Source organism: Yersinia massiliensis (assembly GCF_003048255.1).
GTDB classification, from domain to species: Bacteria; Pseudomonadota; Gammaproteobacteria; order Enterobacterales; family Enterobacteriaceae; genus Yersinia; species Yersinia massiliensis_A.
The window spans coordinates 4151746-4170240 of the sequence record NZ_CP028487.1; the positions used below are offsets into that span (position 1 = coordinate 4151746).

Consider the following 18495-nt stretch of genomic DNA (forward strand, 5'->3'; position numbering starts at 1 on the left):
GGGTGAGTCAAAATGGGGCGTTTATTCCGTGATACGGCGATAGATAACGGGTGTTTCTTCCGGCGCTTTGTCACCCAACGTGATGGCCTTGCGCACAGCATCTGCTGCCTGCTGCCAATCGTCTTCGTTATTGGCATGAATCACGGCTAAGGGAAGTTGACCGTCAACATGGGTGCCCAAACGGATCATATCGGTTAAACCAACACTGTAATCAATCGGATCGGTTGCACGACGGCGACCACCGCCAAGGGCAACCACGGACATGCCTAATGCGCGTGTATCCATCGCAGTGATAATGCCAGACCGTTCAGCGAAGACCGGCTTACTCAACATGGCAACCGGTAAGTAGCTGTCGTAGCGTTCGACGAAATCACTCGGGCCTTTTTGCGCCGCGACCATGCGACCAAAGACCTCTGCCGCCTTCCCGTTATCCAGTACGGCTTGCAACTTGGCTCGAGCATCCGCTTCATCTTGTGCCAAGCCACCGGATAGCAGCATTTCAACACAGAGTGCCATAGTGACTTCCAACAAGCGCGGGTTACGATATTCGCCGGTGAGGAATCGCACGGCTTCGCGCACTTCAACGCCATTACCGGCGCTGGAAGCCAATACCTGATTCATGTCGGTTAATAGCGCAGTGGTTTTGCAGCCAGCGCCGTTCGCGACACCGACTATCGCCTGCGCCAAATCAGCAGATAACTGATAAGTTGGCATAAAAGCGCCCGAACCGACTTTGACATCCATCACCAGCGCATCTAAACCTTCCGCCAGTTTCTTGGCGAGAATAGAAGCGGTAATCAATGGGATAGAGTCAACCGTTGCGGTGATATCACGGGTGGCATAGAAGCGTTTATCCGCCGGTGCCAACGAGCTGGTTTGGCCAATAATCGCCACACCAACATCCTGAATGATTTTACGAAAAGCACTATCATCGGGGAAAATATCAAAACCGGGAATGGCTTCCAGTTTATCCAACGTCCCGCCAGTATGCCCTAAGCCACGGCCGGAAATCATCGGCACATAGCCGCCACACGCGGCCACCATCGGGCCGAGCATCAATGATGTCACATCGCCGACACCACCGGTGGAGTGTTTATCCACAATTGGGCCATTGAGATTCAGGCTCTTCCAGTCCAGCACAGTGCCAGAATCACGCATTGCCATAGTGAGCGCCACACGCTCAGGCATGCTCATATCATGGAAATAAATGGTCATTGCCAAAGCTGCAATCTGCCCTTCGGAAACCACGTTATCGCGGATCCCATTGATGAAAAAGCGAATTTCTTCTTCGCTCAGTGGCTGACCATCGCGTTTTTTACGAATAATTTCTTGTGCGAGAAACAAGGCATCCCCCTGTTTATAGAATAAAAGCCGCACTGCGCGCAAATTAGCCCGCAGTGCATCGACGGCGTTCGATTAACCGCTAAATACAAATCTGCGCGGCAGTTAGTAGCCGCTGCTTTTGTTGTCGCTCTGATGACCCAACGTGGTGAGCAAGCTGGCGAGCAAACTGGATGCACCAAAGCGGAAGTGGCGAGCATCGGCCCAGCCTTCTCCCATCAATTGATCAGCCAATTGGAGGAATTGAGCGGCATCTTCAGCAGTACGTACCCCACCTGCTGGTTTGAATCCCACGGTTTTGCCCACACCTAAATCGCGAATGACGCGTATCATGATGTCGGCACTTTCCAGTGTGGCATTCACCGGGACTTTACCGGTGGAGGTTTTGATAAAATCAGCACCCGCTTTGATCGCAATTTCAGAGGCTTGGCGAATTAAATGCTCTTGCTTTAACTCACCCGTTTCAATGATAACTTTCAATAAAACATTCGCGGCAGCACAGGCTTCTTTGCACTGTTTTACTAATTCGAAACCGATCTTATCGTTCCCCGCCATTAAGGCGCGATAAGGGAAAACCACATCCACTTCATCAGCACCATACGCGATAGCAGCACGGGTTTCGGCCAGCGCAATGGCGATATCGTCATGACCATGAGGGAAGTTGGTTACCGTCGCGATACGAATGTCAGGCGTACCTTGTTCACGCAATGTTTTACGCGCAATAGGAATAAAGCGAGGATAAATACAGATTGCCGCAGTATTACCGGCAGGACTTTTTGCCTGATGACACAACGCGATCACTTTATCATCGGTGTCATCATCATTCAGAGTGGTTAAATCCATCAAACTCAGCGCGCGTTTGGCATAATCATTGAGATTCGCGCAGGCGGTTAAATCGGTCATAAAACTCTCCAACACTATTTCAGCCTCGGCACCTTGCCGTCACTGAGCATTTATTTATGAGCGAGCCAAGAAACGATGTCTGTTTCTCTGGTGATTAAAAACGCGCTACAGAAAGCGATATTACGACCGTCAGTGCGAACACAGACCATGCAGAAATAGCGCTAATGAGACCGTTCTAGCTCAACACGTTGGCGAGCGGACTTGGTTCCTTGAAGATAGCCCCACGGGTAAGCCCTTGGTTGCAATTGAGATCCATCTCACCGCAATACTTACCTGACTTGAAATGTGCGCGGAAACCGCGTTTTCAGTCAAAAATACATCATGCTATTTGAACACATTGTCGACACATGAGATGCGCCACAACTCACATTAATTAACAGAAAATTGTAACGCGCCGACATTATATGTGATTAGAATCACAAAATAACCTCATTTATAAGGTTTCGACAGTATTATGCCCACTCGCTTCAAGAATAGCTTATGGGTAGGAATACGCCTGAAAAACGGTGCAGCGCAGCGTCAAAGGTATAGCGGGTTTGAGTGCAAAATGCGCACCCGCGCTAGGGGCTTGTGTCTAAACAACAAACCCCTAAATGAGAATGACTGCGAAAAATTAGAGTGCGAGGAAGAAGCCAGCAATAGTGGCACTCATCAGATTAGACAATGTACCTGCTGCCACGGCTTTCAAACCGAACCGCGCGATATCATGGCGACGATTAGGTGCCATGCTGCCTAAACCACCCAGTAAAATGGCGACCGACGATAAGTTGGCAAAACCACAAAGGGCGAAAGAGATAATCGCTTTTGTGTGTTCAGAAATAACCTGTAAACCAGCGGCTTTAACTAATTCCTCTGACTGAAGATATTGGCCGAAATTCATAAATGCCACGAATTCGTTGACGATAATTTTCTGACCAATAAACGAGCCAGCCACCATCGCTTCACTCCAAGGAATGCCTATCAGATAAGCAATTGGAGAGAACACCCAGCCTAGAATCAGCTCTAGCGAGAGTTGCGGATAGTCAAACCAACCGCCAATTCCGCCCAAAATACCATTGAGCAATGCAATCAAAGCGATAAATGCCAGCAACATTGCGCCGACATTCAATGCCAGTTGTAGACCGGAAGCGGCGCCGGATGCCGCAGCATCAATCACGTTTGCGGGGCGGTCATCTTCTGCAATTAAAGTGGTGGCATCAACTTTGTCATGGGTCTTTTCCGTTTCCGGCACCATCAACTTAGCAAATAGCAACCCGCCAGGCGCGGCCATAAAGGAGGCGGCAATCAGGTACTCCAATGGCACCCCCATTTGCGCGTAACCCGCCAAAACAGAGCCGGCAACGGAGGCTAAACCGCCACACATCACTGCAAACAGTTCGGATTGCGTCATCGTGGCAATATAAGGGCGCACGACCAGAGGGGCTTCCGTTTGCCCGACAAAGATATTGGCCGTCGCGGAAAGAGATTCAGTACGAGAAGTGCCAAGCAGCTTTTGTAAGCCGCCGCCTAGCACCTTGATCACCAGTTGCATCACACCGAGATAATACAAAACAGCGATCAATGAGGAGAAGAAGACAATCACTGGCAGTACACGCAGGGCAAAGACAAACCCGCCCCCGCCAAAGACTTCAAACATTTTGTCGGAAACTAAACCGCCAAACATAAATGAAATCCCGTCATTACCGTAAGCGATAACATTCGCGACCCCTTCGGACATTCCCCCTAAGATACTGCGCCCTACCGGTACATATAATACCAACGCGCCTATTCCTACCTGAAGAATAAATGCCCCTATCACAGTGCGGATATTAATCGCCCTAAAATTACTTGAAAGAAGTACGGCTATTAATATCAGTACTGCCATTCCCACCAAACTCATAAGCATGCAGATAATCCTGTTAATGATTTGTATTGAAATTATATGGGCGGATTATACCGACATGGGCCAGTCATCAAACAATCCCTGTCACAAATAAACACAACTAAAAGCAACGGTAAGACTGTAAATGTGATGACTGTCACGGAAAGTAACTCAATAAAAGAATAACACGCTAACTATTCCCGCAGCTTACCGAGATCGTTCAATGTGTTATCACGCGAGTTTAGGCGGGAGGTAACTGAAATAAGCGCTGGCTATTCGCCAGCAAATGAGCGGCTATTTCTTGCGGCGCTTCTGAACGCAATTCACACAATGCAGCAAACACCTGCGCTGCACGTTCGGGTCGATTAGGCTGTCCCTGAAAACCGGCGAGGGGCATATCGGGTGCATCGGTTTCTAGCAGTAACGCAGAAAGGGGCAATGCCGCCATCACGCGACGCGTTTTCTGCGCTCGCTCATAGGTGATTGTTCCCCCTACGCCAATAGCATAACCCAAGCGAACGAATGCTTGTGCTTGCGCCAAACTGCCCGCAAAACCATGCACCACCCCAGTACGCGGCAAGGCAACTTTACGCAACGCGGCTGCCAACTGATCATGGGAACGACGAGAGTGTAAAATTACCGGAAGATCATGCTGTTTCGCTAGCTTAAGTTGAGCCTGTAATAGTGCCAATTGGCGTGGCAACTGTGGCTCATCCATATAGAGATCCAAACCAATTTCCCCCACCGCTACCAGCTTTTCAGGTTGACTCGCCAGCAGCGAGGCGAGCGTCGCCAAATCAGCGTCCTGATGATCTGCAATATAGAGTGGGTGCATACCGAGTGCGGCGAATAGCGGGGGATAACGCTCAGCCAACGCCAAAATACGGGGGAAATAAGCCGCGCTCACAGCAGGCACAATGAGTTGCCTGACATTGGCTTGGGCGGCACTCACTAAGCTAGTCGCTTCCTCGCCACTGAATGGCGGAAAGTCAAAGTGACAATGAGTGTCAACAAAATAGGGAATCTCGAGAGCGGTGGGGATCGGCGCCATTATGCTGTCCCCCCTTTGGTATTATCCACATCCGACGGCAAAATAATCTCACCTGCCAATGGCGTTTTTTTGCCTTTACTGGACGCGGTGGTTGGCACAATTAGGCCACTGTCTGTCACGGCCATTTGAGCCGGAAGTGGTTGATTTGCCCCAGCAACTGCGTCAACTGGCCTAATCATGTCGGGTGTTTGAGTAATATCAAATGATGCATCATCGCCATCCAACCATTCGGCCACGTCATCAAGCAGGTTAAGATCTTTTGGCTGATTCATGTCTTGTGGCTGAATCATGCGACGAGAAAGGGGGATCGCGGTTTTATCATTCGCCGATTCAGCTGAATTCTCCGTATCACGCGGCAACAGCCAATGCCCAACTGTCGCCAAGAAGTAGCGGCCACAACGGCGACCTAAATGATAATCTTGATTTAACGCCGCAACACGGCTGCCCAGTGCATTACTGGCAAGGGGTTTAGGTGGATATATCTCGAAAACACGCAAGTCGCCCGGCGGTTTTTCAATAAATTGCTGGATACGATGATAGCTCTGTTCATGCTGCTGCATAATTCGCACCAGTTGCTGCAAGCTACTTTCACTGAGCAGGTGTTCCATTCGCTTCATCCATTGCGGCGTATAGTACGCCTGCGAAGGAACAGTACGGATGACCACAATCGTATCCGCCCCACGTCGATAAGCCTCTTCCACCGGAATCGCATCACTGATACCGCCATCCAGATAACTTATTCCATCTAAATCAACACCCTGTCGATATAAGCCGGGTATGGCACTGGAGGCTTTTAATGCGGGTAACCAGCTTTCGCGGGTTGGGGAGATATAAGTCGGTTCGAAATCATCGCTGCGACAGGCACACATTAAGAATTCGCGGCCATTAATAAGATGCTGTTCCGCGTGGTCCATGGCCAAAGGTAATTGTTGCGCAGTGATATCCACCAGCCAGTCGAGATCAATTAAATGCCCGCCACGTACAAAGCGTAGCGGATTAAAGAAATCTGCAGTAGTGGTGTAACGGGTAATCACACGACGAGCGTAACCGGGTTGACCACAAATAAAAGCGGAGAGATTCTGTGCGCCAGCAGAGGTGCCGATCATTAGGTCAAAAGGGTTAAAGCGGGCACGTTGAAACTCATCCAGCACACCGGCTGTAAAAATTCCCCGCTGCCCGCCCCCTTCACAGACCAACGCCATTTTTCCGGGTTGGTATGGTTTATAGGCGAGTGGCTCAATATTACCGAGCGTGATAGGTATTCTGTATCCCACCATCCGTCCTTAATTAGGCTACAACAGGCGTCGAGGATACCCCTTCTTCACCTTTGCTGTAACCCTCTCGCCATACTAAAGGCGCTTACGTCCTGTAAACAAACTGATGAGGAAGAGGACAATACCGACGACAAAGACGACTTTCGCGGCCCAAGCTGCCGTACCGGCTAGCCCACCAAAACCTAATGCCGCAGCGATTAACGCTATAACCAGAAAGATAATTCCCCAGCGAAACATAAGCTTCTCCTTACCGTTTTAAAAAAATATTCCGTGGGTTTATTGATAGCCCACGAAATACCCGTCAATCGGATAACAATTAAGGCTTGATGCTCAGATCATTTTTGACGCTTTTTACGCCATCAACGGCTTTAGCAATACTCTCAGCACGTTCGGACTGGGCTTTATTCTCAACATTACCGGTCAGTAACACGACGCCATCGGTTGTTTCGACACTGACGTTACGTGACGGGACAATGTCATCTGCCAGTAATTTGGCCTTAATGGAGCTGGTCGTTGCTGCATCGCCAGCATATTCACTGACTGATTGTGATTTCTGATCCTTTACATGCAGCTTATCGCTGACGGATTTAACGCCTTCGACGTTTTTGGCAATATCAACAGCGGTCTCTGCTTCTGCTTGGGAATTGACGAACCCACTTAGTGTCACGACACCATGGTTAGTTTCGACTGAGATATCCGTGCTTTTGAGGGATTTCTCTTCCAGCAAAGCACTTTTCACTTTTGCCGTGGCCGCGCTATCCCCCATGTAATTATCGACTTTTTTCATGGAGCTATCGATTTTGGCACCGGCACTGTCCACAGCGTTGGAAGTTTTATTTAGCATCGTGTCTTCAGCTAACACACTACCGCTGATAAGTGCAGAACCTAAAACAACAGCCATCACTGAACGGGCAAATTTTGTGTTTTTCATCGATTTCTTCCTTTCTTGTTTTGAATCCCAAACTGGATAAGTACCCCAATTCACAGATTCTAATGCCACCTCAAATGGGTAGCCATTTGGTGAATACTTTACGATTACTGCAGGTTGAACGCCCCAAAGATAATGCGATTCAATCCTGCGCGTAGTTATAAAGATAGAGCATCTCAGAAGAAACACAGTCGGAATCGGCCTAAAGGAAGATTTTTATGATTAAGTCAGAGTTATCTTAAGGAAAGAATTGTGAGGGAAATTAATGAATCGGGGTACGGTGTACCCCGATGGAATGCGGCTTGCGGCGTGATTAATGCTCGCGTGTTTTACGGAAACGCACTTCTGGATAACGTTCTTGCGTAATATTGAGATTGACCATCGTTGGGGCGATATAGCTCAAATTATCACCGCCATCTAAGGCGAGGTTCACTTCATTCTTACGCTTAAATTCTTCAAATTTCTTCACATCGTCACATTCAACCCAACGTGCGGTTGAGACGTTAACAGACTCATACACCGCTTCCACGTTGTATTCACTTTTCAGCCTTGATGACACCACTTCAAACTGCAGAATACCGACCGCACCCACAATCAAATCGTTGTTGATTAACGGACGGAACACCTGCACTGCGCCCTCTTCTGACAACTGAACCAACCCTTTTAGCAGCTGCTTTTGCTTCAATGGATCACGCAGACGAATACGGCGGAACAATTCAGGGGCAAAGTTCGGAATACCGGTGAACTTCATATCTTCACCTTGGGTGAAGGTATCGCCAATTTGAATCGTGCCATGGTTGTGCAAGCCGATAATGTCACCGGCATAGGCTTCTTCGATGTGAGAGCGGTCACCGGCCATAAAGGTCAGCGCATCGGAAATGACCACATCTTTCTTGGTGCGTACCTGACGCAATTTCATGCCTTTCTCATAGCGGCCTGAAACAACACGCATAAAGGCAACACGGTCACGGTGTTTGGGATCCATGTTAGCTTGAATCTTGAACACGAAACCGGTGAATTTCTCTTCAGCCGCGACCACTTCACGGGTATCCGTTTTACGTGGCATCGGGGCGGGCGCCCATTCAACTAAACCATCCAGCATGTGGTCGACACCAAAGTTACCCAGCGCCGTACCAAAGAACACCGGAGTCAGGTCGCCCGACAAGAAAGCTTCATGGTCAAATTCATGGGAAGCGCCTTGAACCAGTTCCAGCTCTTGGCGGAACTGTTTAGCTAAGTCTTCACCGACTGCCACATCCAGATCGGGGTTATTCAGACCTTTAATGATGCGCACTTCTTGAATGGTGTGGCCTTTACCGGTCTGATACAGGTAAGTCTCATCTTTATAAAGATGGTAAACACCTTTAAACGATTTACCGCAGCTGATTGGCCAAGTGATAGGTGAACAGGCAATTTTCAGCTCACGTTCCACTTCATCCAGCACTTCCATTGGATCACGAATATCACGGTCCAATTTGTTCATGAACGTCAGAATCGGCGTATCACGTAAACGGGTGACTTCCATCAATTTACGCGTCCGGTCTTCTACCCCTTTCGCCGCATCAATCACCATCAAACAACAGTCGACAGCGGTCAATGTGCGATAGGTATCTTCGGAGAAGTCTTCATGCCCTGGGGTATCAAGCAGGTTAACCAGACAATTGCCGTACGGAAACTGCATCACAGAAGTCGTGATAGAGATACCGCGCTGCTTTTCCATTTCCATCCAGTCAGATTTGGCATGATGGCTGGAACCACGGCCTTTTACCGTACCGGCAGTCTGGATTGCGTGTCCGAACAGCAACACTTTTTCAGTAATGGTCGTTTTACCGGCATCGGGGTGGGAAATGATCGCGAAGGTACGTCTTTTCGCGACTTCCAGTGCGTATTCACTTGGAGACATAGTTTGAAATTTCTACTTTTAGGCCGCCCTGCTCTGGGCCGTGCATCCTAATTGGTGTCACGGTCAGGCAAAGCAAGGCATTGATTAGGGCGCTATACCCTGCTTACTGGGGGTATAAAGGTTATAGCGCGGTATTTTCCCTGATTTATGCCCGATAGACAATTTTTTCAGGGGAGATTATCGGTAAAACTGAGCTACCCCAGTGGTAACGCCATCATGATGGCATCTTCACGCCCGTTGGCGCTGGGGTAATAGTTACGACGTACCGAAACCTCGTTAAAGCCTAAGCTCTCGTACAGGGCAATTGCTCCCGCGTTTGAAGCTCGAACTTCGAGCCAAAGCGTCACTATTCCACGTGATTCCAACTGCGCAATCAGATGTTCAAGCAGTAAACGACCATAGCCCCGACGCTGATGCTGTGGGTCAATAGCAATATTAAATAATGTGGCTTCATCCAATACCGTTTGGGTAATCGCGAAGCCTACCATTTGCTGCTCAACACTCAATTTAAAATTGAGGTAACGCTCACCCTGATTGCTGGCTAAGGTTTTTTCCGACCACGGGAAAGCATGGCTGGCTTGCTCAATTTGGTACGCTGTGGCCAGATCGGCTGGCGTCAGGATAGAAATCTGCTTCATGATGACAAATCTGCTGCCAAAGTGCGCGTTTCGCGCTTGCGTCTTGATAAAGTCCAGCCAATGGTGGACTGTGTAACTGTGCGCCTGCGACCGCGAGGGGTTCACTGATGCCCAATCGCCAACTATTGCACTGCGTATCTGCTGGCAACATGGCGACCTGATCCGGCGTCAAGGCATAAGCCTGAAGGGGAGTCAGCCCTAAGCTGCGCAACACATCACATAACAATGGATCATCCTGCTCAGGGAGCGTCTGCGCCACAACCAACAGACGAATCCCCTCGGGGAGACGAACAGCAATTTCACCCTGCAAGACGGCCGGGCGGCGCAATGTCCACTGCGTAATGCCAAGCTGTTGTAACAACAAGTCTCGTCTTGATGCCATGCCATTTCCTGTCAGAACGACCCGAATTTCGACGCTATGCTAGCAAACCCATCGAACATGCGCCAACAAACCTCTATAATCCCCGATCATATTATTGAGGAGCCAAAGACTGATGTCAGCATTAACCCCAGCCAGTGAAGTGATACTGCGCCATAGTGATGAATTTTTAGCCCGCCACGTGTTGTTTGCCGGTGATTTGCAAGATGCGCTGCCTGCGCAGTTTGAAGCCGCTGGCGTACGGGTTCACTCCAATCAATATCACCACTGGCAATTACTGAGCAATACGCTGGAAGAGAATGTGCAATTCGGGCTTTTGGCGACACCTGAACTCGTTGCAACCTGTGACACGCTGGTTTATTACTGGCCCAAGAGCAAACAGGAAGCGCAATTCCAACTGGCCAATCTGCTTTCCTTATTACCTGTGGGTACCGATATTTTTGTCGTCGGTGAAAACCGCAGTGGTGTGCGCAGCGCAGAAGAAATGCTGTCAGATTTTGCGCAGTTGACCAAAATTGATAGTGCGCGCCGTTGTGGGTTGTACCATGGTCGCTTAGATACCCAGCCAGAATTTAATGCCGATGACTGGTGGGAAAGCTATCAGGTCGATGACGTGACGGTGAAAACCTTACCGGGCGTGTTCAGCCGTGATTCATTGGATTCAGGTAGTCACTTGCTACTGTCCACATTCAGTGAGCCATTTAAAGGCAGCGTGCTGGATGTCGGTTGTGGTGCAGGTGTGTTGGCCTCTGTGTTGGCGCAACAATCACCCAAAATTAAATGGACGCTGAGTGACGTCTCTGCTGCTGCGATTGAGGCGAGCCGAGCAACACTGGCGGCAAATCATATCGAAGCGCAAGTCATCGCCAGTAATGTCTACTCTGACATTAAAGGCCGTTTCGAGATGATTATTTCGAATCCGCCGTTCCATGATGGTATTCAAACCAGCTTAACGGCAGCTGAAATGCTGATTCGTGGTGCCACCGCTCACCTGCATATGGGCGGTAAATTACGTATCGTGGCGAACGCCTTCCTGCCTTATCCTGCGCTACTGGATGCCGCTTTTGGCAGCCATGAAGTGCTGGCGCAGAATGGTCGCTTTAAAGTGTATCAAGCAACCGTGGGTCGCCCGCCACGAGACGCAAAGAAAAAACGTTAAATTTAAGCGTTAAGATGCGCCATCCCTTCCACGCCGTAGCGTTCACCGGCTGCGGCATGGAACGGGAAGACCGCCTTCAGCGCCGCTAACTCTTGCGGGCTGAGCACAACCTCTAATGCCGCTAAATTTTCTTCCAAATAGGTGCGGCGTTTGGTACCCGGAATCGGCACGATATGCTCCCCTTGTGCCAAGACCCACGCCAAGGCTAATTGCGACGGCTTAACGCCCTTATCACGCGCCATGGTTGTCACGGTATCGACCAATGCCAGATTCAGTGCAAAGTTATCGCCCTGGAAACGTGGGTTATGACGGCGAAAATCATCAGTAGCCAAATCATCTGGGCTGCGGATGGCGCCAGTAAGGAAACCGCGTCCTAATGGGCTGTAGGCCACAAAGCCCACACCTAAACGCTCACAAGTTGCTAAGACCGATGCTTCAGCATCTCGTGTCCACAGTGAATATTCACTCTGGACAGCGGTAATCGGGTGCACTTGATGGGCTTTCTCCAGTGTGGCTGCCGACACTTCACTCAAACCGATGTAACGGATTTTACCGGCAGTGACTAAATCAGCCAATGTGCCAATCACCTCTTCAACCGGTACCGTAGGATCACCGCGATGCTGGTAATAAAGGTCAATCACCTCAACACCCAAACGTTTCAAGCTGCCATCAACAGACTGGCGAATATAGTCAGGGCGACTGCTCACGCCCCGTACGGTGGGATCGTTAGGGTCACGTACAATACCGAACTTGGTGGCTAAAAAGACCTGATCTCGCTTGCCTTTGATTGCCCGCCCAACAAGCTCTTCATTGGTGAACGGGCCATACATATCAGCGGTATCAAGCATCGTCACGCCCAACTCCAGCGCCCGATGCAAGGTAGCAATAGACTCGGTAACATCCTGATTGGTGGAGTAAAAGTCACTCATTCCCATGCAGCCAAGGCCGAGTGCAGAGACAGCCGGGCCATTCGAACCTAATTGACGTTGTTGCATTGTGATATTCCCCGTTAGTGTTGCCGCAATTGAATGATGCTGCAATTGGTGATGTCGGAAGAAAGTGTGGTTGTTTCGCAGAGAAAGATAAATAATGCAGATCACTCAGCACTGTTCCAAAAACACCAACAATAGGCGGCTCATCTTGGACCAAATACAAGCCATGCGGATTTTTGTGCGTATCGTTGAATTGGGCAGTTTTAGCCGTGCAGCGGAAAAGCTGCAATTACCGCGCGCCACGGTCAGCAACACATTGAGGCGCTTAGAACAACGTCTCGGCGTGCGGCTGCTGGTCCGCACCACCCGCCAAGTCAATATCACTGCCGAAGGCACGCTGTATTACCAACGCTGCCAACAATTGCTGTCGGCGTTTGAGGAAGCAGATTCCCTTTTTAGTCATCAGAGATTACAGCCTGAAGGGAAAGTGCGCATTGATATGCCCCATTCGCTGGCGCGCAATGTTGTGATTCCAGCATTGAGTGACTTTTATCAGCATTATCCCCATATCACACTGGTGTTGGGGGCCAATGACAGCACCATTGATTTGATGCGCGAAGGCGTAGATTGTGTTTTGCGCGCGTGGTTACCCCATGACGAACAACTGGCGGCACGCAATATCGGTCAGCAGCCGCAAATAACCTGCGCTTCGCCGGCTTATCTGGAAAAGTTCGGTGTACCGACTTCACTGGACGATTTAACTCGTCATCAGGCAGTGGGGTATTTTTCACCGCAGACTCAGCGTGATTATCCGCTGGAGTTTACCCAGCAAGGGAAAGTGGAAACGCGAGTATTGCCCAGCATCTTGAGCGTCAATGGCGCAGATGCGTATATCGCCGCTGGCGTGGCAGGTTTAGGGCTGATCCAAGCGCCGACGCCGGGTATCCTGAGCCATTTAGCTAAAGGGGAGTTGATTGAAGTGCTACCTCATTGCCCTCCTCCTGCAATGCCACTGTTTATTATGTTCCCGCAGGGGCGCTTTCTAGCACCTCGAGTAAGAGTGCTTATCGATTGGCTGATTGCGCTATTTGCCCATTATCCTCCCCCGCCAAAGGAGCCGTCTTAACCGGCGCGGCATTAGGGACAAAATAAAAAACACGTCACAAATCAAATCAATTGAACAGCATGTGATGCTTTTTACAGCAAACGTCTAGCTCCGGGGAAATAAGTATTGACCTGTACGTGAAAAGCTCTAGAATTCGCCCCCGTGGTTGCATCAAAAAGTCATGTTTCCGGTACGCGATGGTGGCGGAATTGGTAGACGCGCTAGCTTCAGGTGTTAGTGTTCTTACGGACGTGAGGGTTCAAGTCCCTCCCTTCGCACCAAACAGACTTTTCTTCAGCCATGTTGGTTTCAATTAGATTGTTCCCGACAACCCGCAGTACAGATTTATATTGCACAGCACATGCGATGGTGGCGGAATTGGTAGACGCGCTAGCTTCAGGTGTTAGTGTTCTTACGGACGTGAGGGTTCAAGTCCCTCCCTTCGCACCAAGCTGGTGATATAAATCGACAATATCTTGCGACTTAACGTTAGCGGATAAGCAGTAAGAAATCATTTGGGCGATGGTGGCGGAATTGGTAGACGCGCTAGCTTCAGGTGTTAGTGTTCTTACGGACGTGAGGGTTCAAGTCCCTCCCTTCGCACCACGATGATTTCAAAACCTCGATAATGCCTCTCCCCAGATACACCCTACTCTTGAATTCTCTATCGCCAAAAACCAACATCTTATTAGTCGTTAGCGCATGCAGGTTGTGAATGTGCGCGGATAGTGAATACACGTGGATATTTAATGTATGCCATTGTGCATCAATATTGCGGCTATCCCTCCCAAGAGCGCCAAGCAAGAGGGCAGTAACAGAAAATGCCGCAACCGAGTGTGATACAACATACTGACCGTCGCTAGCATCGCCAGCACTATCACTATTCGTAATTGACCTATGGTGATATCTGCCCACGCCAGCAACGGTAATAACACGAAGGGCAGCAATATCCCCCAACCACTGGACATGCCACGGCTCAAAAAACCACGAATTCCCCACGAACGGTAAGCGGCTAATCTGGCTGTAATCATAGTAACGGCTCACTCAAGTGATAATGATAACCAATATCATATATCACTCTTTCGCATCCTGCACCATGAAGTTGTCTTCAGCTAGCGTAATGGAGGCTTTTCAAAGAAACATCATGATGACAGGTGGAAACAAAAATGGTAATTTTGACTAAGATTATTCCTAAATCGACACAAAAAGATTCAATAAAAAATAATTACCTAGAAAAACTATTTATCGTGATGCCTAAATAATAAGGCTTCATGAGGATATTGTTTATTTGTCTACCGACAGTAAGACATTATGCAGAGTGAATTGATTATGAATAGCCACTCCTACGATCAGCTTCTGAAAAGTAAGCATCGCCTCTCTTTACTGCTTTTTCTATTTCTGAATGCATCGTCAGCTATTTTTAGTATGATATTACCGTCACCCAAAACACCGGCAATGACATTACCAATAGTGATGATCACGGCGATCAGTCTGGGCACCATCGCTTATTTGATTTTAATTTCGAAAAAATATGCTGATAAATTGAATTATTTTTCAATTGTTCTTGGTGTGTTATGGGCTTGGCAAATCATTCTAAAATATGAATATCTGGGTACTAATGAAAATAATTACTTATTAATCAGTTTATTTACCATTTTCTTTATCAGCACCATTGCACTCTCCGATAATTTTATCGCCTTTTGCCTGCATACCGCACCAGCGACGTTGGCTGTTATTTTCTTAGATGATTTTCACAATATCTTCCGCATTCTATTCACTATTATGCTGCCACTGATTGGCTTTTCTCTTCATCATTTGATGTCACGCCGCAGCGATGATTTTACGCGAAAACTCGTTGCGCATCTTTACAATGAAAGAGAAAAATTCAGTGATTTGAGCATGATAGACCCTCTTACCAGTTTATATAATCGCCGTGGGTTGGAGAATAAACTTGAAACACTGCTCGCACAATCGCCGGGGAATCACTATGTGCTGTTGCTCGATATCGATCATTTTAAGGCCTATAACGATAACTATGGTCACACCATGGGCGATCAAGCGTTAGTGCGGGTTGCGGCGGCGATTCGTGACGCCGTACGTTCACGGGATATCGTGGTGCGCTATGGCGGTGAAGAATTTTTAGTATTGCTGACACATGTCAGTGAAGAGTATGCCAGTCAACTGGCCGAGCGTGTGAGACAACGGGTTTTAGGACTTGATATTCCACATGTTTTTAACCATAAAGTGTCTACAACTGTCACATTAAGTGCGGGAATATCCCCACTGCAAGCCTATGATTTAGCCTCTTCACTTAAAGCAGCGGATGAAGCACTTTACCGCGCTAAGAAAGATGGTCGCAACAAAGTCGAATTTGCGGGCAAAGAATTCTCAAATGCTGAGTCCTCACCCTGATAAAATAACTGAGCTTCATGCTCAGTTATTTCTTACCGCCAATCACTGAGATTAATACTGAGATTAATACTGAGATTTTATCTTTCACTTTGATGTAATTATTAAGCTGTGACATAACATGGACAGAAAATAAATTATTGGTTTATCTGTTGGCAGTTAACACTTATTTAAGAGAATCATACTAATCTTACACCCCAGATAATTCGCTCTCTAATAATAGTGAATCTATTAATCCCATTTCAATACCACTCTTTCCCTCAGAAATTTCATTCTTCTACCGCCAAATCAGATCTTGAATGAAATTCATGTTTAGGGAACAAGCATGATAATGATAATCAATATCCTTTAAATGTTGGATAGCTACCTGCTATGAGTGATAAATTTATGATTAGTGGTGCCATACACTACTTTCATCAAACAAAGGATAGCGAGAATGGGCTATCTTTCATGAGCACTGATTCACTTGGCACGAACGTCTTTTTGTGAAGAACGATAGCCGGTGATAAACGATACCCGTTAAATAACACATTGCTTGAGGAAGAGACGCGCATTACCATCATCGACCCACTTGATACACCTGCGCTGATTGGCTCTTGGCAACGTTGCCAAAAACTGATGCAAGCCCATCAATGGCGTGTGCCACACCGCGCTGTGGGCGCGACATTTCAGTCAATATGTCAGCGTAAAAATGACTTATTAGTATTAGGTCAAGCCGCATTGGAAGACGCCTATGAGTACATGGAGTCGCGCCATTGCGTGTTACTTATTCTTGATGAAAGCGGCTGTACTCTGTGGCAATGTGGCCATCCGCAAACTATCCATCAACTTCAGGCGCTCGGCATTGATTGTGGCAGTTATTGGACCGAAGGATTGATTGGTACCAATGCGCCTGCGTTAGCCATCGCCGAAGGGTATCCGGTTCAAGTCAGTGGCCAGCAACATTTTAAGCAAGCGCTGCACCCGTGGCGTTTCTGCGCCACCCCCGTGTATGACAATAGTGGCCGCCAACGTGCGGTGATTGTTTTAGGTAGCTTGCTGGCTGATCATGCTGCGAGTGATTTACCACTGACGTTGGCGATCGCCCGAGAAATAGGTAACTATCTCCATGCCGATACTTTACTGGCTGAAACTAACCGCCATCTAAATGAATTAAATGCCCTGCTTGATGGGGTTGAAGATGGCGTGATGGCATGGGACCAACGTGGCTGTCTGCTCTACCTTAACCGCCGCGCAGCCGCTATTTTGCAGCTCGATGAAACCAGCAGCCTTGGTAAACCGGTCACCGATCTATTAACACTCCCCGCGTTGCTGAGTCAGGCTATTTTGCACCGAACGCCCCTTAGCCATGTGGAAGTAACTTTCGAAAATCAGCAGCATTTTATTCCGGCACTCTTAACGCTCAAACCCATTCCTGATGGGGATCGTTGCGGTTATATTGCCTTGCTGCATCCTCAAGAATTGCTGCGAAGAATGGTTTCCAGCCAATTAGGTCGAGCTAGTTATACGTTTGACGACATGCCCATCGCATCACTAGAAATGCGCCGCTTAGTGCGTTATGGCAAGCAAGCGGCCAAGGGCCATCACCCGATATTGCTACACGGGGAAGAAGGTGTCGGCAAACAACAATTAGGCCAGGCCATTCATAATGCCGGCGACCAAGCCGATGGACCTTATATCGTATTAAATTGCCAAGCATTGCCACAAAACTTGATGGCTCGAGAGTTTTTGGGCTGTGATGCCAGTGAAGGTGAATCTGGGCAACCGAGTAAGTTTGAACTCGCGAATGGCGGCACGTTGTATCTGGAACAAGTCGAATATTTGTCACCCGAGATGCAATCTGCGCTGCTGCAAATTATTAAAACCGGTATGGTCATGCGAATAAACTCCAATCGCGTCATACCGGTCAATGTCCGAATCATTACCGCCACCGGTGCCGATCTCCCTTTGCTCGTGAAGCAAGGGCGTTTTCGTCGTCAATTGTTCTACACCCTGCAAGCTTTCGAGCTGCACATCCCTCCCCTGCGCCAACGTCAACAAGATATCCCACTGCTGGCCCAACACACGCTGGTAAGCCTTGGTCAACATTTCCACTGCCATTATCAACTAGACGATAGTGTTATCCGCCAACTATGCCAGTATCCGTGGCCTGGCAATGATCAGGAATTCAAAAGTGTAGTAGAACGAGCGGCCATGGCCTGTCATAACAATCGCATTAACCTTAATGATTTACCCGAACACTTATTAGGGGAAAAACTCGTATTAGAGCCAGATATGCCACAACCCCAACCCGTACTATCACTGCAAGAATTAGAAAGGCAGGCCATTATTCGTGCAGCATTAGTTTGCCAAGGCCAACTCAATGAAATGGCCACCTTATTGGGTATTGGCCGTACAACATTATGGCGAAAAATAAAACAACACAAAATGGATATCCAACAATTTAAAGGCAATGACTCATTGACTCTTTAGTCTAACGCGTTCCTTTTACACATTATTATCTTTCCACCCCAAATTAAGGGGGGGAAGTCAATAATTCGCCTCCAGTAAGAATAGCGAGCTTAATATATCAATTCATTTTTGAATTTTAAATGCTTGCTGAAAAGAAATCT

At 48.3% G+C, this 18495-nt stretch carries 16 protein-coding genes and 3 tRNA genes; 7 read left to right on the plus strand and 12 right to left on the minus strand.

What is annotated here, in order from left to right; all coding sequences use genetic code 11:
• Positions 1-21: 21 nt before the first annotated feature.
• The 10 genes from deoA to DA391_RS19265 all read right to left on the minus strand — a co-directional run bounded on the left by deoA (position 22) and on the right by DA391_RS19265 (position 10281).
• Positions 22-1344, minus strand: coding sequence for a thymidine phosphorylase (deoA, locus tag DA391_RS19220; RefSeq protein WP_050285817.1), 1323 nt, complete (start codon positions 1342-1344; stop codon positions 22-24).
• Between the two features lie 102 nt (positions 1345-1446).
• Positions 1447-2244, minus strand: coding sequence for a deoxyribose-phosphate aldolase (gene deoC, locus DA391_RS19225; protein ID WP_050080789.1), 798 nt, complete (start codon positions 2242-2244; stop codon positions 1447-1449).
• Positions 2245-2857: 613 nt separating this feature from the next.
• A complete protein-coding gene (locus DA391_RS19230; protein ID WP_072084658.1) occupies positions 2858-4129 on the minus strand; it encodes a NupC/NupG family nucleoside CNT transporter in 1272 nt (423 codons plus the stop codon).
• 217 nt (positions 4130-4346) lie between these two features.
• Complete coding sequence (locus tag DA391_RS19235; RefSeq protein WP_167398185.1) at positions 4347-5156, minus strand: TatD family hydrolase; 810 nt, start codon at positions 5154-5156, stop codon at positions 4347-4349.
• Positions 5156-6433, minus strand: coding sequence for a patatin-like phospholipase family protein (locus tag DA391_RS19240; protein ID WP_108088077.1), 1278 nt, complete (start codon positions 6431-6433; stop codon positions 5156-5158). Before DA391_RS19240 ends, DA391_RS19235 begins: the two co-directional genes overlap by 1 nt.
• Before the next feature lie 72 nt (positions 6434-6505).
• Complete coding sequence (locus DA391_RS19245) at positions 6506-6667, minus strand: DUF1328 domain-containing protein (protein ID WP_004701908.1); 162 nt, start codon at positions 6665-6667, stop codon at positions 6506-6508.
• Between the two features lie 79 nt (positions 6668-6746).
• Entirely contained in the window at positions 6747-7361 is a 615-nt protein-coding gene (gene osmY, locus DA391_RS19250) for a molecular chaperone OsmY (protein ID WP_050080793.1), read from the minus strand.
• Positions 7362-7671: 310 nt separating this feature from the next.
• Complete coding sequence (gene prfC, locus DA391_RS19255; protein WP_019211183.1) at positions 7672-9261, minus strand: peptide chain release factor 3; 1590 nt, start codon at positions 9259-9261, stop codon at positions 7672-7674.
• Positions 9262-9455: 194 nt separating this feature from the next.
• Entirely contained in the window at positions 9456-9899 is a 444-nt protein-coding gene (gene rimI, locus DA391_RS19260) for a ribosomal protein S18-alanine N-acetyltransferase (RefSeq protein WP_050080794.1), read from the minus strand.
• Positions 9844-10281 carry a DNA polymerase III subunit psi gene (locus DA391_RS19265; protein WP_050080795.1) on the minus strand — a complete coding sequence of 146 codons (438 nt, stop codon included), beginning with the start codon at positions 10279-10281 and terminating at the stop codon, positions 9844-9846. The genes rimI and DA391_RS19265 overlap by 56 nt, the downstream gene beginning before the upstream one ends.
• A 112-nt stretch (positions 10282-10393) precedes the next feature.
• Here DA391_RS19265 and rsmC point away from each other — a divergent pair, with 112 nt between their 5' ends.
• Complete coding sequence (rsmC, locus tag DA391_RS19270) at positions 10394-11437, plus strand: 16S rRNA (guanine(1207)-N(2))-methyltransferase RsmC (RefSeq protein WP_050080796.1); 1044 nt, start codon at positions 10394-10396, stop codon at positions 11435-11437.
• Positions 11438-11439: 2 nt separating this feature from the next.
• On the opposite strand, the gene DA391_RS19275 is transcribed toward rsmC, so the two are convergent.
• Complete coding sequence (locus DA391_RS19275; protein WP_050080797.1) at positions 11440-12432, minus strand: aldo/keto reductase; 993 nt, start codon at positions 12430-12432, stop codon at positions 11440-11442.
• A gap of 145 nt (positions 12433-12577) precedes the next feature.
• Here DA391_RS19275 and DA391_RS19280 point away from each other — a divergent pair, with 145 nt between their 5' ends.
• The 4 genes from DA391_RS19280 (at position 12578) to DA391_RS19295 (ending at position 14080) form a co-directional block, all read left to right on the plus strand.
• On the plus strand, positions 12578-13495 hold the full coding sequence (locus DA391_RS19280; protein WP_050081012.1) for a LysR family transcriptional regulator: 918 nt from the start codon (positions 12578-12580) through the stop codon (positions 13493-13495).
• 173 nt (positions 13496-13668) lie between these two features.
• A tRNA-Leu gene (locus DA391_RS19285) sits at positions 13669-13755 on the plus strand.
• An 82-nt stretch (positions 13756-13837) separates the two neighbouring features.
• Positions 13838-13924 (plus strand) — tRNA-Leu (locus DA391_RS19290).
• A gap of 69 nt (positions 13925-13993) precedes the next feature.
• Positions 13994-14080 (plus strand) — tRNA-Leu (locus DA391_RS19295).
• A gap of 140 nt (positions 14081-14220) precedes the next feature.
• On the opposite strand, the gene DA391_RS19300 is transcribed toward DA391_RS19295, so the two are convergent.
• The gene (locus DA391_RS19300) at positions 14221-14505 is read right to left on the minus strand and encodes a DUF1435 family protein (protein WP_050080798.1); all 285 of its coding nucleotides are present in this window, start codon (positions 14503-14505) and stop codon (positions 14221-14223) included.
• 280 nt (positions 14506-14785) lie between these two features.
• Here DA391_RS19300 and DA391_RS19305 point away from each other — a divergent pair, with 280 nt between their 5' ends.
• Together DA391_RS19305 and dhaR are read left to right on the plus strand one after the other, a co-directional pair.
• Positions 14786-15886, plus strand: a complete 1101-nt coding sequence (locus DA391_RS19305) for a GGDEF domain-containing protein (protein WP_050080799.1) — start codon at positions 14786-14788, stop codon at positions 15884-15886.
• Positions 15887-16501: 615 nt separating this feature from the next.
• Entirely contained in the window at positions 16502-18355 is a 1854-nt protein-coding gene (gene dhaR, locus DA391_RS19310; protein WP_413470603.1) for a dihydroxyacetone kinase operon transcriptional regulator DhaR, read from the plus strand.
• The last annotated feature ends 140 nt before the right edge of the window (positions 18356-18495 follow it).